Source organism: Stenotrophomonas sp. Ps181 (genome assembly GCF_025697425.1).
Classification (GTDB): domain Bacteria; phylum Pseudomonadota; class Gammaproteobacteria; order Xanthomonadales; family Xanthomonadaceae; genus Stenotrophomonas; species Stenotrophomonas sepilia.
In genome coordinates, this window is sequence record NZ_JAHWBI010000003.1 from 651,379 (window position 1) to 675,447 (window position 24,069).

Below are 24,069 nucleotides of genomic sequence, written 5' to 3' on the forward strand. Positions count from 1 at the left end.
GCTCGGCTGCTCCACGCCAACGGCAGTCGAACACGGCCCGGCTGTACAGGGCCGAAGAAGGCGGCCGCCCGTGGTGCCCGAGCCGAACAAGCAGGGCTACGTCCACGCCGGATCCGCAGTGAAATCGATGGTCAACCAGAACGTGCTGCCCCGCGCATCCAGCCGCACGGCGATCTCATCGCGCATCGCATCGACCTCGCCCACCGAGCCCAATGGCGTACCGGGGTCTGCCAGCACATGGATCTCGATGAAGCGCATCCGCCCCATCTTCGCCACGTGGCTGGTGAAACCGGCATAGCCACGCTCGGACACGAACGCCTGCATTACCTGCTGCACGCGCCGGTCCAGGTCATCCGGCGCCACCTGCAGCACTTCGCGCATGGCTTTCCATGCACTGCGCGCCGGCACTGGCAGCACCGCCAGGCTGATCAACGCCAGCACGATCGAATCCAGGTACGGGACCCAGTGGTGCCACTCGCCGCCATGCAGGACCAGGGCCAGCACGAAGGCCAGCACGACCGCCAGGCTCATCAGGCCGCCCAGCAGCCAGCCGCGCACATCCAGCCACAACAGCGCCGAGCGCAGCCGACGCGCGCGCTGCGCGACGAATGCCGCCATCGCCAGGTTGCTGGCACTCAGCAGCGCCGCCCACCACAGCGCCGGCCCGAATTTCACTTCGTGCCCGCCCGTGGTCAAGCCAATGACCGCGTTGGCCAGCGCATACACGCAGGCCAGCGACAGGATCACCCCGCCGAGTGCCTCGACCATCGGCTCCAGGTGCCAATAGCCGTACTGGAAGCGCGGGCTCTGCTCCCGCGCCACCAGCCGCAGTACCGACAACGACACCAGGGTCAAGGCAACGTCGACCAGGCTGTACACGCCGTCAAACAGGATGGCCTGCGATCCCACCAGCAGGCCCCCGATGAAGCCGACCGCGCTCACCGCAATGGTCACCCCGATGGAGAACTTCAGGATGCGTTGCTCGCGCGCGGTATCCATCACTCGCCGAAGGGCCGACCGTCGCCGGTCAGGCCTTCAGCACCTCCACCTTGTACGAGGTCACATCGCCATCGTGCTCGATGATGAGCCCGTGCACATCCGACTCGAAGCCCGGGAAGCGCGCATTCTGTTCACGGGCAATACGCAGTGACTGGATGATCGGCTCGTCGCTGTCGCCGAATCGCTCGCCCGGCATGATGGTCGGAATGCCCGGCGGATACGGCACCAGCATGGTCGCCGCGACGCGACCACTGAGCTGCTCGATGTCGACCCGCTCGATCTCGCCCTTCACCAGGTGGTTGTAGGCATCGGCCGGGGTCATCACCGGCGTCGGCAGATCCACGTACATCTCGCGCATTACCTTGGCGACCTCGAACTCCTGGTTGAACGCGTGCAATGCATCGCACAGGTCACGCAGTCCCCAGCCGGCGTAGGCAATCGGATAGTCCGCCGCCAGCGTCGGCAATGCCTGGCTCAGCGGCGCGTTGCAGTCGTACAGCTCCTTGAAGGCCATCAGCTCGGTGACCAGCGTGCTCCACTTGCCCTTGGTGATGCCCATCGAGAACAGGAACAGCACCGAATACAGGTTGGTCTTCTCCACAGTGATGCCGCGGCCCCACAGGAACTTGCTCAGCACCGCCGCCGGAATGCCCAGCTTGCCCATGCTGCCGTCCATCGCCAGGCCCGGGGTCAGCAGGGTCACTTTGATCGGGTCGATCAGCACGTAGTCATCGACCAGATTCTCGAAGCCGTGCCAGTGCGCGTCCGGCTGCAGGTACCACTCCTCGCGCTTGGCCACCAGCGGCGCCGGCGTATCGCCCTTGTCCAGGCTGCGCTCGACCTTGGTCGGCTGCCACACACTGAACCACCAGTCGTCGCGCCCGAGGTCGTCGCGGACGTGCAGCATCGCGCGGCGGAAGGCGATCGCCTCGTCATGCATTTCCTGCACCAGCGAACGGCCGGCCTCGCCCTCCATCATCTTCGAGGCCACGTCACAGGCCGCGATCACCCCATAATGCGGGCTGGTCGAGGTGTGCATCATGAACGACTCGTTGAAGCGCTCGGCATCCAGGTCGCGCTGCGCCGAGTTGCGTACGTGGATCATCGACGCCTGCGAGAACGCGGCCAGCAGCTTGTGGGTGGAATGCGTGGTGAAGATGATCGCATCCTGCTCGCGCGGCTTGCCCTTGGCCATGCCGTAGTGGTTCTCATAGAACGGATGGAACGCGGCGTAGGCGTACCACGCTTCGTCGAAGTGCAGGAAGTCGACCGCGCTGCCGATTTCGGCGGCGATCTTCTCGGCGTTGTAGCACAGGCCGTCGTAGGTCGAGTTGGTGACCACCGCGATGCGCGGTTTGGAACCGGCCTTGTAGGCCTGGCTGGCCAGCGGATTGGCGGCGATGCGCTGCTGCAGCGACTCCGGCGTGAACTGGTCCAGGCTGATCGGGCCGATGATGCCGTGCGCGTTGCGGCTGGGAGTGAAGTACACCGGCACCGCACCGGTCATGATCAGCGCATGCAGCAGCGACTTGTGGCAGTTGCGGTCGACGAACACCACGTCGCCGCGGGCCACTGTACCGTGCCAGACGATCTTGTTGGCGGTGGAGGTGCCGTTGGTGACGAAGAAGGTATGGTCGGCGCCGAAGTTGCGTGCTGCCTCTTCCTCGGCATCCTTGATCGGGCCGGTGTGGTCAAGCAGCGAACCCAGCTCCGGCACCGAGATCGACAGATCGCTGCGCAGGGTGTTCTCACCGTAGAACTGGTGGAACGCACGGCCGACCGGCGACTTGGTGAACGCCACGCCGCCTGCATGGCCCGGCGTATGCCAGGAGTAGTTCGACTCGGCCGCATGATGGATCAGCGCCTTGAAGAACGGCGGCAAGAGATTCTTCATGTAGTCTTCGGCCGCGCGCATCACCTGCCGCGAGATGAAGCTCTTGGTGTCTTCAAACAGGAAGATGAAGCCGTGGATGTACTTGAGCAGCTTGCTCGGCACCTTTTCGATGGTGCGGCGCTCGCCGTACAGGAACACCGGCAGGTTGGCGCGGCGCGCACTCTGCTCGCGCAGGAAGGCGGTCAGGCGCTGGAACTCGCCATCCACCTCTTCGCTGCCATCGATCGAGATCAGCACCGCCGAGGCCGCCACGTAGGTACGGGCGCCGGCACGCGCATCATCCAGGTTCAGCCCGCACAGCACCCGCTGGTCGTTGCTGCGCAGCTCTTCCACCAGGGCGCGGATCAGGATGCCGCCGATGCGCGGCGACTCGTAGTCGTTGTCGATGACAATGACCGGGTAGTCCAGGGACTTGAAGTACACGTTGATTCTCCTTGTCGAACTCAGGAACGCTGGGCGCCGGCACTGATGGCCGATGCCTCGCGGGCGCGCTGCCGCTGCTGGCGGCGCTCCTCGCTGAAGAAGGGATAGAACACGGTGATGAACAGCACGAACAGGAAGGCGTACTGCACGATGGTTCCCGACGAGCCGTAGATCGCCCACAGGCAGTACACGACGGTCAGGCTGGTCAGGGTCCAGAACGCACCGGTATGGACCAGGGTGTGCGAACGTTCGACCACGAAGTAGCAGGCCACACACGAGTAGATGTAGGGCAGCAGGGTCAGCACCACGGCCGCCGACGTGATCACGTCGAACTGGGCGGACGCGGTTTCCGAGGTAGAGGTCACCAGCACCGCCAGGGTCATCAGCACGGCCACGATCAGCACGCCCTTGACCGGCACGTCATCCTTGTTGGTCTTGCTGAAGATGCTCGGGAACAGGCCGTCATCGGAGGCTGCCTTGGCACTCTGCGCGGTCAGCAGGATCCAGCCACCCAGCGAGCCGGCGGCGCCGATGAAGGCGCACAGGCTGACCAGCGCGCCGCCCCAGCCGCCGACCGCCTTGGCCGCCGCCAGTGCGAACGGCGCGTCGGACACCTGCAGTTCCGAGTTCGGCACCATGCCCATGATCACAGAGGAGCTGGCGATGTAGGCGATGGCAGCCAGGAACACGCCGGCCAGGGTGGCACGGGCCACGTTCTTCTCCGGGTTCTCGACCACGCCAGCCGTGACCGAAGCCGATTCGACACCGATGAAGGCCCACAGGGTCAGTGCCGCGGCACTGGAGATCGCGCCGAAGTTGGACTCACCGGACACGTTGTAGGCGCCCTTGAAAATGTCGGCATCGAAGAAGAACCAGCCGAAGATGGCGATGCCCAGGATCGGCACCAGCGCGAAACTGGTGGTGACCGTCTGCACACGGCTGACGAAGGCCGGGCCGATCACGTTGGCAAAGCTCAGCGCCCACACCAGGATCAGCACCGCGATGCAGCGCACCAGCGGCTCGGACAGGATCGGGAAGAAGTAGCTGAAATAGCCCACCGCGGCGATCGGGATGGCAACGTTGCCGATCCAGTTGGCGAACCAGTAGATGGTATTGGTCTGGAAGCCCATGTAGGGCCCGAACCAGTCACGCGCATAGGCGTACGGACCGCCCGCCTTCGGCGCCAGCTTGCCCAGCTTGGCGAATACGAAGGCCAGCAACAGCGCACCGGCCGTGGTGATCAGCCAGCCCCAGATCGATGCGGTACCGATCTTGGCGAGGCTGGACGGCAACAGGAACACGCCTGAGCCCATCATGTTGCCGGCGACGAGGAAGGTGGCTCCGACCACCCCGATTTTCTTTGCTTCTGCCATGACAATCTCCGGTACTGGCATGAGCCCGGTGCGGCCGGGCGTGGGGACGGTTGCGCTGGCGTAACGCCGCTGGCGCTTACTTGATGAAGTTGTATTGCAGGCTGCCCTGCACCCGGACGGTGTCGCCGCGCGCGCCGCCCTGCTGTTCCAGGCGGCCGTACAGCAGCTCCATGCCCATCGTCCACGACGGCGCCGGGCTCCAGATCAGGTTGAACACGCCGTATCGGCTCTGCCGGAAGGCATCGGCGGCGAGTGCGGCATTCCGCTCCAGGGTCAACTGGCCGAAGATCAGGTTGGAACGCCAAAGCTCGGACCAGTAATGGGTGTAGCCGACGAAGCCACCGTGCAGGTCCAGCGCGTCGAGACGGCCATCGGCACCGACCACCGCGTCCAGCCCGGAGCCGGTCAGGTCCGCGGTGTAGCGGCTGAGGCCGCGCCCGCCGAGTGCGCCGAACAGCAACAGATCGCGCTCGCCCACCGATGCCGAGCCACTGAACTGCATGCCGCCGGCCATGCGCCGGTCACGCTCGCCCTCGCCGTCATAGGCCAGGCTGCGCGCCACCGCGCCCAGCTGAAGATGGCCCCAGTCGCGCTCCATGCGTGCGGTCACGGTCACATCCGGCAGCCGGTTCACTGCGGCCCGTTCATCACTGGCACCGGCCAGGTCGGTCTTGGGGTCTTCGGCCGCCAGCGTCAGGGTGTTGCCCTTGCCCATCGCGAAGCTGTGGTGGATGCCGGCCACCAGCAGATAGCCGGCGCCGCCGGGACCGGCGAAGTCGAGCGTGTCGGGCAGGCTGTCCGGGTCCATGAAACTGGAGTAACCGTAGCCGGCATAGGTATTGCCAAGCTGGCCATACGCGTGGCGCAGGCGGAACGCGTAGCCATCGCTGCTGCCGAAGAAATCATTCTCCAGGTAGAAGCGCAGGTTGCCGTGCGTGGTCGGGCGCCGCGCCTCGAAGCTGAAGCGGGTCTGCTTGGCGTGGATGTTGAAATTGGAAACATCGCGATGGCTGCCGCCCACCGGCATCGATGAGGGGATGAACTGATCCTCGTCACCGGCCGCACGCGAATCGGCAATCGCATCGAGCTTGGCATAGCCGCCAATGCGGATCACCGTGTCAGTGCCTGGAATGGCAAAGAAGCCCTTCAGATCCGGGTCGGTCGGCCCAGCGGCGCTGTCGGGACGCGAGGCCGCCGTCGAGGGGTCGGCCACCGATTCGCGCTGCGGCAGCACCGGTTGCGCCACACCCGGCACCTGGGTGGGATGCAGCAGGTTGGCGCTGCTGCCAGGTGGTGTCACCGGCGCCGTTGCCTGCGCAGCCGCGACAGCGCCCTCGCGTTGTTCGAGCCGATCCAGGCGCTTCTGCATGCCCTCCAGTGCCTGCCGCATGGCAGCGATTTCCTGGCGCAATGCGTGCGCATCCTCCTGACCATTCTGCTGCGCATATGCTGGCGTGACCGCCAGCGCGGTCAGGCAGGCCAGACTCAGTACCGCAAAGCGCATTGCATCCTCCCTGGACGAACATTCGCAGCACACTGACGGCGCGCGCGCAGGCGCAGCTCCGACGTTGCGTTGCCGTTGCTGGAAATGCGGGTACTGCGTCGACGACACCGGCCAGCCTGCGCGTGGCAGGCAACAGGACGATGACACTGCCCCGCCCGTACCGATATCGACGCCCTCAGGGCCGCACTGCCGGAGAGGTGGCGACCGCAGCGGTCTGGGTAACAACCAGGGAGTGAGAACGTCGTGAATGGCTGTGCCGACTGCCCCGGTTCAGGGCGTGTCAGGCGCGGCATCCCTGGCGCGTTGACGCTGTATTCCATGCGTCACAGGCTAATCCGCCTGTCGTTTTTGGCCTTGATTGGAATCAAGGCGCGATGCTTGATGACAGTCACGATTCAGACGTGACGACGAACAGGTGGTGCGCAGCCTGCATCATCCGCACAGGTGACCAAACGCAACAGGCCCGCATGCTGCCATGCGGGCCTGTGGTGTCGCATCACGGCATGGGTGCCGGTCAGCGTGGGCCCAGCACCGTCTGCAGGTCAGCGCCTTGTGGCAGGCCGGCGCGACGCTGCACCTGGCCCTGCGCATCCTGGAACAGGATGCCCGGCGTGCCCTGGAAGCCCATTTCAATCATCAGCACTTGGTTGGCATCGAGCTTGCCGGCGATCTCGCGGCTGATGCTCGGCAGGGCCTTGATGCCACCACGGTCGAACTGGTGTTCGTTTTCCAGCAAGGCCGCACTCGGGTCACGCGCAGACAGGATGGCCGCAGCCTTGGCCGGGCTGTCCTCGCGAATCACGCCGACCATGATGTGGCGCAACTGCACCTTGCCGGCGTCGACCCACGGACGCGCCGCTTCCCAGAACTTGTGGCAGTACGGGCAGTTGGCATCACTGAAGGTATAGACCACGCGCGGCGCATCGGCCTTGCCGTCACGCACCCAGGCACTGGCCTCCAGCTTGGTCCACATCTTGGCCGACATCGGTGCTGCGACCAGCTTCTCCACTGCCTCAGCGGCCACGTCGTTGCCCTCGGCATCGAACAGGCTGCCTACCAGCACATGCTTGCCGTCGGCGGTGACATAGGCTGCGGCCGGCTGCTGCCCGCCCACCACGCCAGCGAATCCACGCAGGCCACCCGGTGCATCGAACTCGGCAACGACTTCAAAACCGTGCTTCTCGATGCCTTTCAGCACTGCGGGGCGCTCGCCTTTCGCCGCTGGGGCCTGAGCGCTCGCTGCCGGCGCTGCCGCCTTGCCCGGCGGGGTCTGGGCCTGGCTGCAGGCGGCCAATGCCAGCATGACCGGCAGCAACAGCACCGCCGAAGCGATGCGCAGGGAAGTCGACAACATGGGAACTCCGTAGTGAGATGCCCGCGCAGGCTACCGCAGCCGGCGCAGTTTGTGTTCAAGACCCGCCGCCGTCAGTTCGCCAAGGTGCAGTTCACGCAGGCGGCCTTCGGCGTCGAAGAACAGCGTCGACGGATAGGCCTGTACACCCAGCACGGTTGACGCCGACGCGGTATCGTCCAGCAATACATTGCCCAGCCGGAGCTGTTCGGATGCGATGAAACCCTTCACTTCGTCCAGGGTTTCCCCCTGGTTGAGGAACACGAACTGCACGTCAGTATGGGTCTGCTGTGCGGATGCCAGCACCGGCATCTCGCGACGGCAAGGTCCACACCAGCTGGCCCAGAGATTCAGCACCACCGGTTTGCCACGGAGCTGCTGCAGGTCGATCCTGCGCCCCTGCAGATCGACCACCTGGACCGCCGGCAGCGGCATCCGCCGCTCCTGCCATGCTGCGAGCAGGTGGCTGCCCGCCGCCCACAGCACCACACCCACCAGCGCCCCCGCCAGCACCGGCGCACGCAACGCGCGCCGCAGCCGCAGCCGCCAGGTGCCCCACGCCAGGCCGGCAACCAGCACGACGGCAACGTGATACCCACCGTCGGCGATCTGCAGGATGCTCCAGGGGGCCTCACGGTAGAGCGCGAAGTTCAAGGCCACGAAGCTGATGCGTCCACACAGCAGGCTGATCAGCAACATGTCCAGGACCAGGCTGGCCGCGGAAGGCACTGCCATCCCGTCCTTCGGCCGCGGCCACAGGTGGGCCACCGCCATGGCCATAAGCACGCACATCAGGAGCAGCACCACCGGCATCGGCACCGGTCCAACACTCGACATCAACCCACCTGTCCCATCATCTCGTTGCCTGCATGGTCAAAGCGTCGCGCCCAGGTTGCAAGTGCGACGCCCGCCGCAGGCTTCAGGCCGCGCTGCGCGGCATCTGCATGCCAGGCGCCGGTTGCAGCCCGCGCAGGCTGCCCGCCACCGACGACAACAGCGGTCGCTCGCGCCGATTGTTGTTGACCTGCCGGCGATAGTTGGCCGGCGTCATCCCGACAATGCGCAGGAACAGGCGGCGGAACGCGCTCTGGTCTGCATAGCCCACGCCCCAGGCCACTTCATCGATACCCGCCCCCTGCTGCAGCAATGTCTGCGCCTTGGCGATACGCAACCGCTGGCAATACTCGATCGGACGCAGGCCGGTGGCCTTCAGGAAGCGCCGCTGCAGAGTCCGCGGTTCCAGTCCGGAAACCTCGCAGATCGCTCCGAGCGTGGCCCCACGCGCAGCGGTGGTATGCAGCCAGCGTTGCGCCTTCAGTACGTCGCGATCGCCGTGGGCGAAGTTGGCACTGAAACGCTCCAGATCCTGCTGGATCGCCGCTGGCACCGTGATCCCCAGCTGCTGCGCCACGGAACTCGCTACGCCTTGACCGTGCAGCCGGTACAGCAGGCGCAGGGCGAGGAAGCGCCAGGCCTGGGACCCGGCCACCGTCAGCAGATCACCGTCGTCGACCAGCGCGCGCTCACTGGGCACCCAGCTGGCCGACTGCCCCTGCAGGCCCGGATGGCGCCCGAGGTCCGGCCCACTGACGGTGCGCCCGGCAAGCAGACCGGCGCGTGCCAGCATGCTGACACCATCGCTGGCAGCTGCCAGCAGACTGCCGCCATCGTAATGCGCGCGCAGCCAATCCAGCAGGACCTCATCGGCGCGCAGGCAGACGCCTTGACTGATCTGGCCAGGCACGGCGATCACGGCGGGAATGTCCGCCTCGAGCATCTCCGCGCCGGCAATGCGATGCACGCCGGTCTGGCTGGCTGGCACGACCCAGCGGGTCACCAGGACACGCTTGAACGGGCGACGCTGCTGCTGGGCAAGGCGGTTGGCGACATGTGCCATTTCGGTCAGCACGGAGGCGGCCGACGGGTCGCCTCCCGGGTACTCGACCACCGCGACCTCTACGAATCCTTCGTTCCTGAATCCTTCCACAGAGCATCTCCTCGGTTCGTTGCGGGCCATCCAGCGGCCGGTTCAGGCGCAGGGTAGGAACTGCCACGACGGCGGGGCTATGAAGAAAGTTGCAAAGTGCGCTGAATGCGCCGTCAGCGCCGGGAGCTTGACCCTGGACCGGACTCAAGGCTTCAGAATGACCGGCAGCATCCGCAGGAATCCGCCATGAACATTGGTCAACTGGCGCGCCAGGCCGGCGTACCGATCGATACCGTGCGCTACTACGAGCGCCAGCAGTTGCTGCCCACCGCGGCACGCTCGGCCGGGGGCTACCGCATCTTCGGGGAGCAGGACCTGCGCCGGCTGCGCTTCATCCGCCGCGCCAAGACGCTGGGCTTCAGCCTGGAACAAATCGCCGAACTGCTGGCACTCAGTGATCGCCACCCGCAGGACATGGGCAGCGTGCGCGACGCGGCGCACGCCCGCCTGCAGGACATCGCGCAGCGCATGGCTGAACTGCAACGCATGCACAGCGCTCTCTCGCAGCTGGTCGACGCCTGCCCCGGCCACGGCACCCTGGATCAGTGCCCGATCCTGGCGGCGCTGACCGACGGCGCCGACTGAGTACGTGCGATCGTCGTCCTCCTCGCAACGCGCGTGAGGAAAAGTGCAACAAATGCTTGCCAACCCTCTGGGGCAAGGCTATTATTTCGCTCCTCAGCGACGTGGGGCCATAGCTCAGCTGGGAGAGCGCCTGCATGGCATGCAGGAGGTCAGCGGTTCGATCCCGCTTGGCTCCACCAATCTTTCGGCATTAGGCCGTCGAAAGGTCGCTAAAGAACATTGATGAGAATTGCGTCCCCATCGTCTAGAGGCCTAGGACATCACCCTTTCACGGTGGCGACCGGGGTTCGAATCCCCGTGGGGACGCCACTCATCACGAACAACGAGGACCCGGCCGATAACCGGGTCTTTTTTGTTCACCGCCTACCGGCATTCAGGTTGTGGCGTTGCGGCTCCCCTGCCCTTGGTGGCAAAGGTTGAACCGAAACGAAAAAAGTTCAAAAAAAGCTTCCACAAACGTGAACACGCAGGTATGATAGGCGGCTCGGTAACACGGGGCCATAGCTCAGCTGGGAGAGCGCCTGCATGGCATGCAGGAGGTCAGCGGTTCGATCCCGCTTGGCTCCACCACTTTCGACATTAGGCCGTCGAAAGTTCTACAACTTGAAGTTTTTCGTGCGTCCCCATCGTCTAGAGGCCTAGGACATCACCCTTTCACGGTGGCGACCGGGGTTCGAATCCCCGTGGGGACGCCAGTTTCAAAACGGACTCTGCTCACGGCAGATATCCGGAGTTTCATGGGGCCATAGCTCAGCTGGGAGAGCGCCTGCATGGCATGCAGGAGGTCAGCGGTTCGATCCCGCTTGGCTCCACCACTTCGACATTAGGCCGTCGGAGGATCTACAACTTGAAGTTTTCGTGCGTCCCCATCGTCTAGAGGCCTAGGACATCACCCTTTCACGGTGGCGACCGGGGTTCGAATCCCCGTGGGGACGCCAATTCTTGAAAACCCCGGCTTCGGCCGGGGTTTTTCTTTGCCCGCGACCTGCCATCAAACCGCCATGCCGGGGGATGGCTTCACCCCGCCCACGGCTCAGAACCGCCGATACATCCCGATCGATGCCGGTGCAGTCGGTGCGAAACCAAACTGCGCGTACAACCGATGCGCCTCGCCATCGGCCAGCAGGCTGACGTACGCCGACGGCGGCAGGTTGGCCTGCATCCAGCCGTCCAGCCGCCGCATCACTTCCTTGCCAAGGCCCTGCCCCTGCAACCGCGGCAGTACCGCGATATCACAGACCTGCAGGTGGCAGCCGCCATCGCCGACGATACGGCCCATCGCCACCAGCTCAGCGCCCTGGTAGGCACATACGCCGAACAGCGTATTGGGCAGCGCGCGGGCGGCTGCTTCGCGGGACTTGGCGCTTAGGCCTGCGAGCACGCGCAACTCGCAGTAGTCCTCGACCGTGGGTACGGCTTCGCGGAACTGGCAGGTGATGGAATCATTCATGCGGCATCTCCGGATGGGTCGGGCTATCCTGCCGCATCCACGTCGCAGCCGCTGCGACCCAGGCCCACAGAGTCCCATGTGCTATTCCGCCCTGATCCGCGCTGACTACGCCAAACTGGTACGCGAGTTCGGCGCCATCCTGTCGCTGGAGGACTTCGCCGAACTGTACGCACACGATCCGGGCAAGAAACGGCCGAAGACCCCTAAGGCGATGGATGACGGATTCGCCGGTGCGCGTACCGAACAGGGGCGGGACATCGTGGCGAAGATCCAGCAATGGCATGCGCAGGAGCAACTGGCCCTGGAGGCCGAACTGGCCCGGCAACGCGAACGACGCGATGTTGCCCATGCCACGCTGGCCACCCGGCCCACGCAGAAAGCGCGCAACGACCTGCGCGTGGCCGGCAACCGCATCGAGCGCGCACAGGCCCGGCTGGAAGACCTGCATCGGGTGCAGCTGCTGCCGCGCGACAACCGCATTTTCCCAGGTACCTACGCACCAGTGATGGTCAGCGAGAACGGCCAGCGCGTGATCAAGCCGATGCGCTACCAGTGCCGGCTGCCGGACAAGCCGGCGCGCAACGACGTGCTTTACCCCGGTACCTACAATGCGCGGCGCGACAGCCTGGAAGGTTACTGGCGGGGTGCGTTCGGAGTGCGCCATGGCGTGGTGGTGGTGCAGGCGTTCTACGAGCACGTGCCCCGCCACGCCATCGCCGGCCGCACCCTCGGTGCCAACGAAAAGGAAGAGGACGTGGTACTCGAATTCCGTCCCGATCCGCCCCGCGACCTGCTGCTGGCCTGCCTCTGGGCGGAATGGGAAGGGCCGGAAGGCCGCCTGCTGTCGTTTGCCACGATCACCGACGCACCTCCCAGCGACGTCGCCGCTGCCGGGCATGACCGCGGGGTGGTGCCGATCCGCAAGGAACACCTCGACGCCTGGCTCAACCCCGAACCGGATGACCTGGCGCGCCAGTACCGCATCCTCGATGACCGCGAGGAGATCCGTTACGTGTACGAGGAAGCGGGCTGAGCGCCGGACGCAATTGAAAAACCCCGCCTGGGCGGGGTTCCTGGATCAGGGGTGGCCGCCGCACATCGCCTCTTCGCAGAAGGCTTGTTCCTGCAGGCACTGCTCAACCTCACCGCCGCGTGCGATGCAGCTCTTGTAGAGCTGGAAACAGGGCTGGCCGCACCATGCGGCAGACGCCGTACCACCGAAGACCGTCATCGAAAGGACACCCGCAGCAACCATGCGCTTGATCCACTTCTTCATGCCACTCTCCTTGTAGGCCTGAGCATTCAGGCCTTGGCAGCATACCCCTCCTGCCGGTCCGCAGTGGGATGCTCAGGCCTTGACGCTGGAGCGGCCAACCGCACGCGCCAGCGCGCGTGACAGATCGGCCGACAGGTACGGCTTGACCAGCAGCAGGCCGGCCAACATCGGCGCCGGCAGCTGCTCGGCCAGCATCCCGGTGGCCAGCACGAACGGAATGCCACGCGCCGAAAGCGCTGCAGCCACTGGTTCACTGGTCTCGTTGCGGGCCAGCCGGTAATCCAGCAGGGCCACGTCAGGAGTGCTCTGCTCCAGCAGCCGCAGGGCCTCGGACACACTCGCTGCAAGCCCGACCACAGTCGCACCGGCGTGCACCAGCTGCATCTGCAGCAGGGCCGCACTCATTTCGTCGTTCTCGACCACCAGCACCCTCAGGTCCTGCAACACTGTCATCGGCTACCGCTCCTGGAGGCAATTGCTCGCTGGGAGTATAGCTATCAAGGGGCCAATGCCGACAGGAACCGCCCTCATAGGCCCTCCTACTATGCATCGCCTGCCGACCTCGGTTACACTCGCACGCTGCCTGCCGGTGTGGCGGAATGGTATACGCAGCTGACTCAAAATCAGCCGGGGGTGACCCCATGAAGGTTCGAGTCCTTTCACCGGCACCACTGCATCAAAGGCCAGGTCCATGACCTGGCCTTTTGCATTTCCCAGACCCGAGCGCCGGCACTGGCAAGCATGCCCCAGCATGCCCTGCCCGCGCGATTGCCCCTCCTTCGGCGTCCGACGCAGTCGCCTGTCCCACTACTTCCCGCTGCCGGGCGTGATCGAGCACAAACGCCGACGACCAGTTGATCGGCACCGGCGGCGGCTGGCCAGCTACGGCGGCGAGGAGTTCATCGCGGCCCTGCCCGCGCCCGACGCCGCCCAAGCCCTGGGCCTGGGCGGCGTCGAGCGCCGCCATGGAAGCCGCCGCCTGCCCGCCGCAGAGGCCCATGTGACCATCAGCGTCGGCGTAGCCTGGCAGGCCGCGCATGAGCAGGCCGACCCACGAGGCCTGGTCGAGCGGGCCGACCAGGCCCTGTACCGGGCAAAGCATGCCGGCCGCAACTGCGTGCATGCTGCCCCGGCGCTCGAGGCCGGGGAACAGCACTCCGACCGCCGGGCCTAGACCGCGCGCAGCACCGCCGCGCCATGCAGGTTCCCCGCCCCACCGTGCACGCGGAAGCTGGCCACGGTCTGCAGCAGCTGCGCTGACTGCTCCTCCATGCTGCGCGCCGCGGCCGAGGCTTCCTCGACCAGCGCAGCGTTCTGCTGGGTGCCCTGGTCGATCAGATCGACAGCGTGGTTCATCTGCTGGATGTCGTCGCTCTGCTGCTGCGCGGCCGTGCTGATCTCCGACATCAGGTCACTGACCCGGCGCACGTTGACCACGATCTCGTCCATGGTGCGGCCAGCGCTCTCGACCTGCGCGGTGCCGGCGCCGACATTGGCCACCGACGCATCGATCAGTTGCTTGATCTCCTTGGCGGCACTGGCCGAGCGCTGCGACAGTTCGCGGATCTCGGTGGCGACCACGGCGAAGCCACGCCCGTGTTCGCCCGCACGCGCCGCCTCCACCGCCGCGTTCAACGCAAGGATATTGGTCTGGAAGGCGATGCCGTCGATCACGCCGATGATATCGACGATGCGCCGCGAGGATGCGTTGATCACCGCCATGGTCTGGACCACTTCGTGCACCAGGTTGCCGCCGCGCGCAGCGACATCGGCAGCCCCACCGGCCAGCTGACTGGCCTGCCGTGCGTTGGTCGCGGTGCGCTGCACGGTCTCGGCCAGGCCCTTCATCGACACGGCGGTCTCCTCCAGCGACGCTGCCTGCTGCTCGGTGCGCTGCGACAGATCGCTGTTGCCCTGCGCGATCTCGGTGGCGCCGACGGCGATGGTGTCGGCGGCGAACTTGATCTGGCCGATGATCGCGGCCATCGCCTCGACCAGCGAATTCACACCTTCGCACAGCTCGGCGATCGGCCCGTTCTTGTCGGCGGTGGACACGCGCCGGGTCAGGTCGCCCTCCTTGGCGGCCGCCACCACTTCACGGGTCTGCGCCACGGCGCGCTGCATGGCCTGGTTCTCATGCACCTGCGCGGTGATGTCGGTGGCGTACTTGACGACCTTGAACGGCTTCCCATTGAGATCCAGGATCGGATTGTAGGACGCCTGGATCCAGACCTCGCGCCCGCCCTTGCCGAGGCGCCGGTACTGGCCGGCATCGTATTCGCCACGGCCCAGCTTCTCCCAGAACTGCCGATACTCGGCACTGCCACGATGCTCGGGCTCGACGAACAGCGAGTGGTGCTGGCCGCGCACGTCGTCCAGGCTGTAGCCGGTGGCGGCCAGGAAGTTGTCGTTCGCCAACAGTATGCGGCCGTCCATACCGAACTCGATCACCGCCTGCGACTTGTCGATCGCCGCCAGCTGCCCGGCCGAGTCGGCCGCCTGCAACTTCTGCGCGGTGATGTCGGTGGCGAACTTGACCACCTTGTAGGGACGCCCCTGCCGATCCAGTACCGGGTTGTACGAGGCCTGGATCCAGATCTCGCGCTGGCCCTTGCCGAAACGCCGGTACTGGCCAGCGTCATATTCGCCACGACCCAGCCGCGCCCAGAAGTCACGGTATGCAGCGCTACGCGCCTGCTCGGGATCGACGAACAGGGAATGATGCTTTCCCTGGATCTCCTCCAGCCGGTAGCCCATCGCCTGCAGGAAGTTGTCGTTGGCCTGCAGGATGGTGCCATCGAGGGCGAACTCGATGACCGCCTGGACCCGGTGCAGCGCCGCAACCTGGGCTTCCAGCTCGGCACGGCCATCCGACACGGCCTCGGTGCCGGTGCGGTGCTGGGGTGCCAGCGCGCCCAACAGGGCACGCCACGGCGACCAACGGGTATGCAGCTCGGCCGGCGCCTGCGCACCTGCCGTGAAGCCTGGAATGAGCATTGTCTGATCCTCGGTGTCCGGTAAGCGGTTGCGACCCGACGGGCGGGATGCCCGACGGCAACTTCAGTTGCCAGGGACTACAGGTGCCAACCGGCACCTCTCGAGCGACTACCAAGAACGTCTGCTGCGGGTGCGATCGGCATTTGGGAGTGGCGGAACACACAGCGCGGGCCGCCCATCGGGGACGGCCTGGGGTCCTGCGGCGGGCCACTGGAGCGGGATCCAGAGGGAATATCGGCGATGCGATCGGTGGCTTTAGCCGGATTCCGCGACGCCCGTCGCAACTTCAGATGCGGCTGCAGGGACGCGGTAGACAATCGCGATGTACTTCACATTCTGCCCCCGCGCGACGGGGACACCGCCGAGCGGTTACGCCAGGCGCCGGCTGGGCATAGCCTTGCCGGGCACGATGCAGTTCAAGCCCAAAAGGTTTGCATGACCAACGGGCGATTCCGCGGCAGGTGAAAACGGCCAGCATGCAGCGAACCGCAGGATGCCCACTGACACGGAGATCGCATGTTCCCACGCTTGGCCAGCTTCCTGATCCTGGGCCTGTGCAGTACCGGCGCCCTCGCTGCAGATGCCACCTATCGGCCCGCCTTTCAGCCGGACCAGCTGAAGGGGCCGCCTGTCGGGCGACCGAACGAGGTGCTGGTACTGGGCACCGCTCATCTGTCCGGCCTGCCCAAGTCCTTCCAGCCCGCCTTGCTTGAACCGTTGCTGCAGCGACTGATCGCCTGGAAGCCCGAGCTGATCGCCACCGAAGACCTGTCCGGCCTCCAGTGCGATTCCATGCGTCGCTACCCGGCACGCTATGCGGAAAGCGTGGCCACCTACTGCTTCGACACCACCGCTGCGCAGGCTGCCACCGGCCTGGACGTGCCCGCAGCGAACGCCCAGGCCGAGCGCCTGCTTGCGACTTGGCCGGACGAGCCGACGCCCGCCCAGCGTCGTCGGCTTGCAGCATTGTTCCTGGCAGCGGGCGAACGCGGCTCGGCGCAGGTGCAATGGCTGCGCCTGCCTGCGTCCGAGCGCAAAGCCGGCGATGGGCTGACGCCGGCCCTGGTCGAGATCCTCGGCAAAGGCCTGGTCCGCCGCAATGAAACCAGCCTGATCGCCGCCGTAGTTGCCGCCCGCCTCGGGCATGAACGGCTGTGGGCCGTGGACGACCACACGGCCGATTCTCCCACACCGGCCGAGGATGAGGCGGCGGCCAGTGCAGCCATCACCGGTGCCTGGAACAATACGCATTCGCGGGCACGACGGGAGGCCGATGAACGCCTCGTGGCCAATCTGGACAAGCCCGGCGGCGTCATGGCGCTGTATCGGGATTACAACAGCCCGGCGGCAGCGATGGCAGCGTACCAGAGCGACTTCGGCGCGACGCTCGTCGAGCCGTCCTCCAAGGCGTTCGGCCGGATGTATGTCGGTTACTGGGAAACCCGCAACCTGCGCATGGTCGCCAACATCCGCGACGTGCTCGGCCTGCACCCTGGCAGCCGAATGCTGGCCATCGTCGGTGCCTCGCACAAGGGCTACTACGAGGCCTACCTCAATCAGATGCACGACGTGCAGCTGGTCAGTACGGACGCAGTATTGCGTTGACCAGGATAGGTGCACGCGATGCGCTGGCACTATCCTGCAAGGCCCGTCTGCAGGTGCCGACATGCTGAAAGTGATCGCCGAGGATTTCATCCATCCCGATGCGGTGGACACCGTGCTTCCCCTGTACCGCGAGCTGGTCGCATGCACGCAGCGAGAGCCGCTCTGCCTCGGCTATGAACTGTTCGTCGACCACAAGGACCCCGGGCATTTCGTCTTCATCGAGCAATGGCCAGACCGCGACGCTCTGGATATCCATTGCGCCAGCGAGCACTTCCAGCGTCTGGTGCCTCAGATCAACGCGTTCCAGCGCGCACCGTGCCGGGTCCTGCTGATGGACGCCGCACGGATGTAGTGCCGGAAGCGAGACGCCCGCCGTCGCCGCGGCCATGCCGCCACAGCAACACGCAGGCCGCAACCGTGCAGGCCAGGCTCAGGACCAGCAGCGCGACCGCGCCTTGCTGCAACACGGGCAACAACGCCTGCGCGTGCGGGTCCCCGCGCAGCTGTTCGGCGCGCAGGCAGGTGGCCAGCGCCAGGCACCAGCCGACCAGCGCCGGGATGAACATGCGTACCGCAACCGGGTTCCAGGCCTTCATGGGTTCACCTGCTTGAGTGGAGATGCGCGCAGTATTCGCGCGCGTCCTCTCACAGGCTGAGATCAGTCCTGGGCGGCGTCGGCATCGTCGCCTGGAAGCCCCGACAGCTCGCCCTGCACCTGCACGTTGTTGCGCCCCAGCGCCTTGGCCCGGTAGCACTGTGCATCGGCAGCGGCCACTGCCTGGTCCACGCTCATGCCCCCCGCCAGGGGCGCGATGCCGATGCTGGCACCGACCCGCAGCCGATGCTGATCCCACGGAATGGACAGCGCTGACAGGGTCTGCAGGAGTTCACCGCCGATCCGCGCGGCACGACGCGGCGTACACCCGGACAGGATCACCGCGAACTCGTCGCCGCCCAGCCGCGCCACCACGTCCGAATCACGCACACCATGTCTCAGCACACTGGCCACCGCCCACAGCACGGCATCGCCGGCCAGGTGGCCCCAGGTGTCGTTGACCGGCTTGAAGCGGTCCAGATCGATGTACATCAGCGACGCGGCCTGCCCGGTGCGCTCGACGCGGGTGATCGCCTGCTGCAGGTGCACCTCGAAACCGCGGCGGTTGCTCAGTTCGGTCAGTGGATCGATCTCGGCCAGGTGGCGGGCTTCGCGCTGCCGCGCCCGCTGCTGGGTGTCGTCGCGCAGCACCCACACCGCACCGCGCACATGGCCCTCGTCATCGCGCAGCCAGGCCCGCGTCAGGTCCACCGGCACCGCTGCCGTGCCCAGGCGCAGCAGCAGGTCGGCGTGCAGATCCACCGCGTTGCTCTCCGGGTCCAGCAGTACCGACACATCCAGTACCGAGCCGGGCGCGTACTCGGTGGTCAGCGCCAGCACGTCCTGCACCCTGTGCCCGGCCAGCGACAGCGCGCCATCACCAGCCAGGGTGCGTACCGCGGCCGCGTTGGCATAGTCGATGCGGCCGTCAAGGTTGACGCTGAGCACCAGGTCGGCCACCGCATCCAGGGTGATGCGGCTGCGCTGTTCGCTCTCGAACAGCCGTTGCTCACTGCTGCGCTGGGCGGTGATGTCCTGGATCTGCGACACGAAATGCAGTGGCTGGCCATGCTCGCTGCGCACCAGCGACACCGACAGCCGCGCCCAGATGATGCGGCCGTCGCGGTCGAGATAGCGCTTTTCAAGATGGTAATGGCTGCGCCGTCCGGCCAGCAGATCCTGCACCAGGGCCAGGTCGGTCTGCAGGTCATCGGGATGGGTCAGGCGCTGGAAGTCGACCTGCAGCAGCTCTTCGCGCGGGTAACCCAGGATCCGGCACAGCGCATCATTGACGTCCAGCCAACGCCCCTCCAGCGACACCAGTGCCATGCCCAACGCCGCCGACGTGAACGCACCTGCGAACTTCTCCGCCGACAACCGCGCCTCGGCCCGTGCCTGCAGGATTTCGGTGATGTCGATGGCCATGCCGACGTAGCCGATGCGTGCGCCATCGGCACCTTCCATGCGGCTGATCGACAGGCGCACCTGGCGTGGCAGGCCCTCCTTGCGCAGCAACGTCCACTGCCGCGAGTAGGTCTGCCCGTCAGCGCGAGCACTGAGCGCTTCGAACACGTCGGGAAGGTTGCCCTCGGCATCGGCCAGCGGCCCCAGCCAGGCTTCCAGTTCCCCCGGATCGTGGAACGCATCGAGCCGGCGCTGGCCGACCACCTCCGCTGCGCTGTAGCCCAGCAGGCGCTCCGCACCCGTGTTGAACAGAGTGATGGTGCCATCGGTATCGGTGGCGATCACCGCTACCTCATCGGACGCATCGACCACGGCCTGCAGGCGTTGGCGGGTTTCGGCCGCGTCCTGCCTCGCCTGCTGCAGCTCGGTGACGTCGGCATGGGCACCGGCCATCCACAGCGGCATGCCCTGCCCGTCCCATTCAAAGACGCGGCCACGGTCCTGGATCCAGATCCACTGGCCGTTCCTGTGGCGCATGCGCAGCAGGCAGGCGTAGTTGTCGCTGCGCCCTTGGAAATGGTCGTCCAGCGCAGCATCGGACAACGCAATGTCATCGGGATGGACCAGCTTCAGGAACGTCTTCTGGCAGATGGGTTCCAGCTCTTCCAGGCGGTAACCGACGATCTCGGCCCAGCGCGCGTTGACCCGCATCTCGCCGGTCTGCACGTTCCATTCCCAGGTTCCCGCGGCGGTACCGTCGATGATCATCGCCAGGCGGCGACGCTCTTCCGCCAGCTCCTGCAGGCGGCGCTCCAGCAGTCCATTGCCGTGGGTGCCCTGGCCCGGCATCAATCCGGTCTCCTGCCGGCACGGGCAGGCGTCGACCGCAGCGCAGCGCTGCGGCCGCCGGTACAAGCAACGGGTGGTGCTGGCGTCATGGCCCTCCCCAGCAACAGCGGGGTGGCCGGACGCCTCCCCTCAAGCGCAAGTGTGCGCAATCACGGGGAAAATCGACAAGTCCCCCGCCACGAATCAAGCGTGACGGGGAACACGGTCCTCAGCTGCGCTTGGCGCGGGCGAAGGCCTCGGCCAGGGCGTTGTTGGCCGGGGGCGCGGACGCGGCAGGACGGCCGCCATTGCCTTGGCCCCGGTTCGGCCCGCGGTTCTGGCCGCCTGCATCGCGGCGCGGCCCCTGCCCATGGCTGCGCTCATCACGCTGGCCCGGGCGGCTGGTGGCTTGCCCGGGGGTATCGTCCAGGCGCCGGGTCAGAGCGATGCGCTTGCGCGCCACGTCCACCTCCAGCACCTTCACCTTGACGATATCGCCGGCCTTGACCACGTCGCGCGGGTCCTTCACGAACGTATCGGACAGGGCCGAAATGTGGATCAGACCGTCCTGGTGCACACCGATATCGACGAAGGCACCGAAGGCCGCCACGTTGCTGACCACACCCTCGAGCACCATGCCCTCGCGCAGGTCCTTGATGTCCTCGACGCCCTCGGCGAAGCGTGCCGCCTTGAACTCGGGGCGTGGGTCTCGGCCCGGCTTCTCCAGTTCCTTGAGGATGTCACGCACGGTCGGCACGCCGAAGGTGGCATCGGTGAACTGCTCGGCCTTCAGGCCGCGCAGGAAGCTGCCATCACCGATCAGCGCCTTGATCGGGCGCGCGGTGCTGGCCACGATGCGCTCGACCACCGCGTAGGCTTCCGGGTGTACCGCCGAAGCATCCAGCGGCTCATCTCCGTCGGCAATGCGCAGGAAGCCCGCGCACTGTTCGAAGGTCTTCTCGCCCAGGCGCGCGACCTTCAGCAGGTCCTTGCGGCGCTTGAACGGGCCGTTCGCATCACGGTGGCGCACGATGTTCTCGGCCACCGTGGCCGACAGGCCGGACACCCGCGACAACAGTGCAGCCGAAGCAGTGTTCACGTATACGCCCACGGCATTGACGCAGTCCTCGACCCGTGCGTCCAGCGCCCGCGCCAGGCGGTACTGGTCAACATCGTGCTGGTATTGGCCGACACCGATGGCCTTGGGTTCGATCTTCACCAGTTCGGCCAGCGGGTCCTGCAGGCGGCGGGCAATCGACACTGCCCCACGTAGCGACACGTCCAGCTCCGGGAACTCCCTGGCCGCGAACTCGGACGCCGAGTACACCGACGCGCCGGCCTCGCTGACCACTACCTTCTGCAGCTTCGGGTTGGCGGCGGCCTTGATCGCTTCACCAGCCAGCTTGTCGGTTTCGCGGCTGGCGGTGCCGTTGCCGATCGCGATCAGTTCCACGTTGTGCTTGGCGCACAGCTGCTTGATCGTCTGCAGCGACTGCTCCCACTGGCGACGCGGCTCGTGCGGGTAGATGGTGTCGGTGGCGACCAGCTTGCCGGTGGCATCGACCACGGCGATCTTGCAGCCGGTGCGGATGCCCGGGTCCAGTCCGAGCACGGTCTTCGGGCCGGCGGGTGCCGCCAGCAACAGGTCCTTCAGGTTGTCGCCGAACACCGCGATGGCTTCGGCTTCGGCCTTTTCGCGGGCCTGGTTGAACAGGTCCAGCAGTAGATGGGTGTGCAGCTTGGCGCGCCAGGTCAGGCGGCACGCATCCAGCAGCCAGCGGTCGGCGGCACGGCCCTGGTCGGCGATGCCGGCCTTGCGCGCCACGCGTCCTTCGGCGTACTGATGGCCAGCCTCGGCATCGCTGCCCGGGTCCAGTTCCAGGAACAGGATCTCCTCGCGGCGCGCACGGAACAGTGCCAGCAAGCGATGCGACGGAATCTTCGCCAGCGCCTCGGCATGCTCGAAATAGTCGCGGTACTTGGCGCCCTCGGTTTCCTTGCCCTCGGCGACGCGGGCACGGATCACGCCGGTCTCGCCCAGCCAGGTGCGCAGTTCACCGACCAGCGCGGCGTCTTCGCCCCAGCGCTCCATCAGGATCGCGCGCGCGCCTTCCAGCGCGGCCTTGGTGTCGGCTACACCCTTGTCGGCGTCGACGAAGGCAGCCGCGAACGTCTGCGGGTCCTGCGTCGGGTCAGCCAGCAGGCCATCGGCCAACGGCTCCAGGCCGCCCTCGCGGGCGATCTGCGCACGGGTGCGGCGCTTGGGCTTGTACGGCAGGTACAGGTCTTCCAGCCGGCTCTTGGTATCGGCGGCCAGGATGTCATTGCGCAGCTCGTCGCTGAGCTTGCCCTGCTCGCCGATGCTGGCCAGCACCGCCGCGCGACGGTCCTCCAGCTCGCGCAGGTAGGTCAGCCGGGTTTCCAAGTTGCGCAGCTGGGTGTCGTCCAGGCCACCGGTCACTTCCTTGCGGTAGCGCGCGATGAACGGAACGCTGGCACCTTCGTCGAGCAGGCCGACGGCGGCGCGTACCTGGGCGGACTGGGCACCGATCTCGTCGGCGATGGTCTGGGCGATCTGCTGGGCGAGCGCGCTCTGGGCGTTCTTGGCGTCGTGCATTGCTTCAGGTCTGTGCCGCATTACGGGAAGACCCCATTCTGGCAACCCACGACGGAGCCGGACAAGGCATTGACAGGGCGCAAGGTTCAGCGGCGTAGCCGGATTGGACGCCGGCATCCTGGCGAAGAGCGGGCTCGGACTGGCCCGGGGCTGGGATGCCGGCGCGGGCGCGCGATGGTGGGCGCGCCCTGCCGCGTGTTGCGAAGGTCAGCGGTAGTGGCGGGCGGCGCGCTGCATGACGATCTCGTCACGCATGCCTTCCAGGGCCATCAGGCGGACCTTGCCGACACCCTGCAGTTCCATGAACCGCTCCGTGTAGAACTCCGGCCCCAGCGCGGTGTCGGCGCGGGATTTGCTGAAGCCGTAGGGCACCACGCCCTTCTCGCCATCCTTGCTACCACCGACATAAAGAACGATTGCCATGTGATGTCTTCCTCCAAATTGCTACTGCGTACTGCGCTCGATGAGCGATGCTGCGAGCTCATCGAGGGAGAGCTTACCGCGTCGAACCTGACTGGAACGTCACGAAGGCTAATGACGATCGGTTGCATGCAGATGACTGCGGGATCGCAGCAGAATGCTTACGGATCCTTAACTTCCGGCTAACGAATCCGTGGGGGATTCCCGCCAACGGCGCAGCCCCTCGTGGGTGGTTTGGTTGGTCGCGGAAAGCCGGTTTCCTGTGGGCTTGCCGGGAGGGTGGGTAGGCCGGGGACGCCGTGAACCCATCCATGGGGGCTTGGCCGCGGCATCCATGCCGCGGACACCCCGCCCTACCCACCCTCCCGGCCGCTGACAGATTCCTGGTGCCTGCCGCCACCCACGGAGAAGAAAAAAGAAGATCAAAAGCAAAAGCAGCTTGGCCGGCTGCTTTTTGTAGAGCCGAGCCCACGCTCGGCTGCTTCCTGGCCCTGTCGCGAAGCCGAGCGCAGGCTCGGCTCTACACGAGCAAGCGCAGCGCGCGACCCGCTTCTGCTGTTCTTTTTCTTTTCCGTGGGTGGTGCAGGCCACAGCCATCTGTCAGAGGGCGGTCGGGTTGGGTTCGCGGGGGTGTCTGATCTGGCCCCCCGTCAGCGGACGCCAAGAAGCGATACTTTGATCGCACTTGGAGGCCCCTTATGTCCCGTATCACCCGTCGTAGCTACACCGATGAGTTCAAGCACCAAGCCGTGGAGTTGGCC

Annotated in this window: 19 protein-coding genes, 7 tRNA genes and 1 pseudogene; 12 read left to right on the forward strand and 15 right to left on the reverse strand. The window is 66.2% G+C overall.

Annotation, left to right across the window (positions count from 1 at the left end; translation table 11 throughout):
• Positions 1–96: 96 nt before the first annotated feature.
• The 7 genes from KXV01_RS09850 to KXV01_RS09880 all read right to left on the reverse strand — a co-directional run bounded on the left by KXV01_RS09850 (position 97) and on the right by KXV01_RS09880 (position 9,531).
• On the reverse strand, positions 97–999 hold the full coding sequence (locus tag KXV01_RS09850) for a cation diffusion facilitator family transporter (protein ID WP_099488316.1): 903 nt from the start codon (positions 997–999) through the stop codon (positions 97–99).
• Between the two features lie 28 nt (positions 1,000–1,027).
• Entirely contained in the window at positions 1,028–3,316 is a 2,289-nt protein-coding gene (locus KXV01_RS09855) for an Orn/Lys/Arg decarboxylase N-terminal domain-containing protein (protein ID WP_049415368.1), read from the reverse strand.
• A 20-nt stretch (positions 3,317–3,336) separates the two neighbouring features.
• Positions 3,337–4,689, reverse strand: coding sequence for an arginine/agmatine antiporter (gene adiC, locus KXV01_RS09860; protein WP_049415369.1), 1,353 nt, complete (start codon positions 4,687–4,689; stop codon positions 3,337–3,339).
• A 76-nt stretch (positions 4,690–4,765) separates the two neighbouring features.
• Complete coding sequence (locus KXV01_RS09865; protein WP_263467743.1) at positions 4,766–6,193, reverse strand: porin; 1,428 nt, start codon at positions 6,191–6,193, stop codon at positions 4,766–4,768.
• A gap of 514 nt (positions 6,194–6,707) precedes the next feature.
• The gene (gene dsbG, locus KXV01_RS09870) at positions 6,708–7,547 is read right to left on the reverse strand and encodes a thiol:disulfide interchange protein DsbG (RefSeq protein ID WP_049438485.1); all 840 of its coding nucleotides are present in this window, start codon (positions 7,545–7,547) and stop codon (positions 6,708–6,710) included.
• 30 nt (positions 7,548–7,577) lie between these two features.
• The gene (locus KXV01_RS09875; protein WP_263467744.1) at positions 7,578–8,381 is read right to left on the reverse strand and encodes a TlpA disulfide reductase family protein; all 804 of its coding nucleotides are present in this window, start codon (positions 8,379–8,381) and stop codon (positions 7,578–7,580) included.
• A gap of 82 nt (positions 8,382–8,463) precedes the next feature.
• The gene (locus tag KXV01_RS09880; protein WP_049415382.1) at positions 8,464–9,531 is read right to left on the reverse strand and encodes a helix-turn-helix domain-containing protein; all 1,068 of its coding nucleotides are present in this window, start codon (positions 9,529–9,531) and stop codon (positions 8,464–8,466) included.
• 186 nt (positions 9,532–9,717) lie between these two features.
• On the opposite strand from KXV01_RS09880, the gene KXV01_RS09885 reads away from it, so the two are divergent.
• The 7 genes from KXV01_RS09885 (at position 9,718) to KXV01_RS09915 (ending at position 11,054) form a co-directional block, all read left to right on the forward strand.
• Positions 9,718–10,116, forward strand: a complete 399-nt coding sequence (locus tag KXV01_RS09885; RefSeq protein ID WP_263467745.1) for a heavy metal-responsive transcriptional regulator — start codon at positions 9,718–9,720, stop codon at positions 10,114–10,116.
• 103 nt (positions 10,117–10,219) lie between these two features.
• Positions 10,220–10,295 (forward strand) — tRNA-Ala (locus KXV01_RS09890).
• A 54-nt stretch (positions 10,296–10,349) separates the two neighbouring features.
• Positions 10,350–10,425 (forward strand) — tRNA-Glu (locus KXV01_RS09895).
• A gap of 185 nt (positions 10,426–10,610) precedes the next feature.
• Positions 10,611–10,686 (forward strand) — tRNA-Ala (locus KXV01_RS09900).
• Positions 10,687–10,735: 49 nt separating this feature from the next.
• A tRNA-Glu gene (locus KXV01_RS09905) sits at positions 10,736–10,811 on the forward strand.
• Positions 10,812–10,855: 44 nt separating this feature from the next.
• A tRNA-Ala gene (locus tag KXV01_RS09910) sits at positions 10,856–10,931 on the forward strand.
• A 47-nt stretch (positions 10,932–10,978) separates the two neighbouring features.
• Positions 10,979–11,054, forward strand: a tRNA-Glu gene (locus KXV01_RS09915).
• 95 nt (positions 11,055–11,149) lie between these two features.
• On the opposite strand, the gene KXV01_RS09920 is transcribed toward KXV01_RS09915, so the two are convergent.
• Positions 11,150–11,566, reverse strand: a complete 417-nt coding sequence (locus KXV01_RS09920) for a GNAT family N-acetyltransferase (RefSeq protein WP_263467746.1) — start codon at positions 11,564–11,566, stop codon at positions 11,150–11,152.
• 76 nt (positions 11,567–11,642) lie between these two features.
• Here KXV01_RS09920 and KXV01_RS09925 point away from each other — a divergent pair, with 76 nt between their 5' ends.
• The gene (locus KXV01_RS09925) at positions 11,643–12,599 is read left to right on the forward strand and encodes an SOS response-associated peptidase (RefSeq protein ID WP_263467747.1); all 957 of its coding nucleotides are present in this window, start codon (positions 11,643–11,645) and stop codon (positions 12,597–12,599) included.
• A gap of 45 nt (positions 12,600–12,644) precedes the next feature.
• Here the strand turns inward: KXV01_RS09925 and KXV01_RS09930 are convergent, their stop codons facing one another.
• Together KXV01_RS09930 and KXV01_RS09935 are read right to left on the reverse strand one after the other, a co-directional pair.
• A complete protein-coding gene (locus tag KXV01_RS09930) occupies positions 12,645–12,842 on the reverse strand; it encodes a hypothetical protein (protein ID WP_049412313.1) in 198 nt (65 codons plus the stop codon).
• A 72-nt stretch (positions 12,843–12,914) separates the two neighbouring features.
• Positions 12,915–13,295, reverse strand: a complete 381-nt coding sequence (locus tag KXV01_RS09935) for a response regulator (RefSeq protein ID WP_049412316.1) — start codon at positions 13,293–13,295, stop codon at positions 12,915–12,917.
• A 132-nt stretch (positions 13,296–13,427) separates the two neighbouring features.
• Between KXV01_RS09935 and KXV01_RS09940 the strand changes: the two genes are divergently transcribed.
• Positions 13,428–13,513 (forward strand) — tRNA-Leu (locus KXV01_RS09940).
• Positions 13,514–13,716: 203 nt separating this feature from the next.
• Positions 13,717–14,016, forward strand: a pseudogene (locus KXV01_RS09945) (diguanylate cyclase); the annotation flags it as partial.
• Here the strand turns inward: KXV01_RS09945 and KXV01_RS09950 are convergent.
• Positions 14,013–15,839: a methyl-accepting chemotaxis protein gene (locus KXV01_RS09950; protein ID WP_263467748.1), complete on the reverse strand. Its 1,827-nt coding sequence runs from the start codon at positions 15,837–15,839 to the stop codon at positions 14,013–14,015. The pseudogene KXV01_RS09945 and the gene KXV01_RS09950 overlap by 4 nt on opposite strands.
• Positions 15,840–16,355: 516 nt before the next feature.
• Between KXV01_RS09950 and KXV01_RS09955 the strand changes: the two genes are divergently transcribed.
• The gene (locus tag KXV01_RS09955) at positions 16,356–17,444 is read left to right on the forward strand and encodes a DUF5694 domain-containing protein (RefSeq protein ID WP_049438475.1); all 1,089 of its coding nucleotides are present in this window, start codon (positions 16,356–16,358) and stop codon (positions 17,442–17,444) included.
• A gap of 61 nt (positions 17,445–17,505) precedes the next feature.
• A complete protein-coding gene (locus KXV01_RS09960; RefSeq protein WP_099495730.1) occupies positions 17,506–17,796 on the forward strand; it encodes a putative quinol monooxygenase in 291 nt (96 codons plus the stop codon).
• Here the strand turns inward: KXV01_RS09960 and KXV01_RS09965 are convergent.
• The 4 genes from KXV01_RS09965 to KXV01_RS09980 form a co-directional block, all read right to left on the reverse strand.
• Positions 17,738–18,040 carry a hypothetical protein gene (locus KXV01_RS09965; RefSeq protein ID WP_049435379.1) on the reverse strand — a complete coding sequence of 101 codons (303 nt, stop codon included), beginning with the start codon at positions 18,038–18,040 and terminating at the stop codon, positions 17,738–17,740. The two genes, KXV01_RS09960 and KXV01_RS09965, sit on opposite strands and share 59 nt — an antisense overlap.
• Before the next feature lie 62 nt (positions 18,041–18,102).
• Positions 18,103–20,292 carry a PAS domain-containing protein gene (locus KXV01_RS09970; protein ID WP_049438476.1) on the reverse strand — a complete coding sequence of 730 codons (2,190 nt, stop codon included), beginning with the start codon at positions 20,290–20,292 and terminating at the stop codon, positions 18,103–18,105.
• A gap of 208 nt (positions 20,293–20,500) precedes the next feature.
• The gene (locus KXV01_RS09975; RefSeq protein ID WP_099495728.1) at positions 20,501–22,888 is read right to left on the reverse strand and encodes a Tex family protein; all 2,388 of its coding nucleotides are present in this window, start codon (positions 22,886–22,888) and stop codon (positions 20,501–20,503) included.
• A 207-nt stretch (positions 22,889–23,095) separates the two neighbouring features.
• Positions 23,096–23,311 carry a hypothetical protein gene (locus KXV01_RS09980; protein WP_005410085.1) on the reverse strand — a complete coding sequence of 72 codons (216 nt, stop codon included), beginning with the start codon at positions 23,309–23,311 and terminating at the stop codon, positions 23,096–23,098.
• Positions 23,312–24,069: the final 758 nt, after the last annotated feature.

Excerpts from the sequence above, each read along its gene's own strand:
- KXV01_RS09850 (WP_099488316.1), bottom strand. The coding sequence starts at position 999 with ATGGATACCGCGCGCGAGCAACGCATCCTGAAGTTCTCCATCGGGGTG.
- adiC (WP_049415369.1), bottom strand. The coding sequence starts at position 4,689 with ATGGCAGAAGCAAAGAAAATCGGGGTGGTCGGAGCCACCTTCCTCGTC.
- KXV01_RS09865 (WP_263467743.1), bottom strand. The coding sequence starts at position 6,193 with ATGCGCTTTGCGGTACTGAGTCTGGCCTGCCTGACCGCGCTGGCGGTC.
- dsbG (WP_049438485.1), bottom strand. The coding sequence starts at position 7,547 with ATGTTGTCGACTTCCCTGCGCATCGCTTCGGCGGTGCTGTTGCTGCCG.
- KXV01_RS09875 (WP_263467744.1), bottom strand. The coding sequence starts at position 8,381 with ATGTCGAGTGTTGGACCGGTGCCGATGCCGGTGGTGCTGCTCCTGATG.
- KXV01_RS09885 (WP_263467745.1), top strand. The coding sequence starts at position 9,718 with ATGAACATTGGTCAACTGGCGCGCCAGGCCGGCGTACCGATCGATACC.
- KXV01_RS09920 (WP_263467746.1), bottom strand. The coding sequence starts at position 11,566 with ATGAATGATTCCATCACCTGCCAGTTCCGCGAAGCCGTACCCACGGTC.
- KXV01_RS09925 (WP_263467747.1), top strand. The coding sequence starts at position 11,643 with ATGTGCTATTCCGCCCTGATCCGCGCTGACTACGCCAAACTGGTACGC.
- KXV01_RS09930 (WP_049412313.1), bottom strand. The coding sequence starts at position 12,842 with ATGAAGAAGTGGATCAAGCGCATGGTTGCTGCGGGTGTCCTTTCGATG.
- KXV01_RS09935 (WP_049412316.1), bottom strand. The coding sequence starts at position 13,295 with ATGACAGTGTTGCAGGACCTGAGGGTGCTGGTGGTCGAGAACGACGAA.
- KXV01_RS09950 (WP_263467748.1), bottom strand. The coding sequence starts at position 15,839 with ATGCTCATTCCAGGCTTCACGGCAGGTGCGCAGGCGCCGGCCGAGCTG.
- KXV01_RS09955 (WP_049438475.1), top strand. The coding sequence starts at position 16,356 with ATGTTCCCACGCTTGGCCAGCTTCCTGATCCTGGGCCTGTGCAGTACC.
- KXV01_RS09960 (WP_099495730.1), top strand. The coding sequence starts at position 17,506 with ATGCTGAAAGTGATCGCCGAGGATTTCATCCATCCCGATGCGGTGGAC.
- KXV01_RS09965 (WP_049435379.1), bottom strand. The coding sequence starts at position 18,040 with ATGAAGGCCTGGAACCCGGTTGCGGTACGCATGTTCATCCCGGCGCTG.
- KXV01_RS09970 (WP_049438476.1), bottom strand. The coding sequence starts at position 20,292 with ATGCCGGGCCAGGGCACCCACGGCAATGGACTGCTGGAGCGCCGCCTG.
- KXV01_RS09975 (WP_099495728.1), bottom strand. The coding sequence starts at position 22,888 with ATGCACGACGCCAAGAACGCCCAGAGCGCGCTCGCCCAGCAGATCGCC.
- KXV01_RS09980 (WP_005410085.1), bottom strand. The coding sequence starts at position 23,311 with ATGGCAATCGTTCTTTATGTCGGTGGTAGCAAGGATGGCGAGAAGGGC.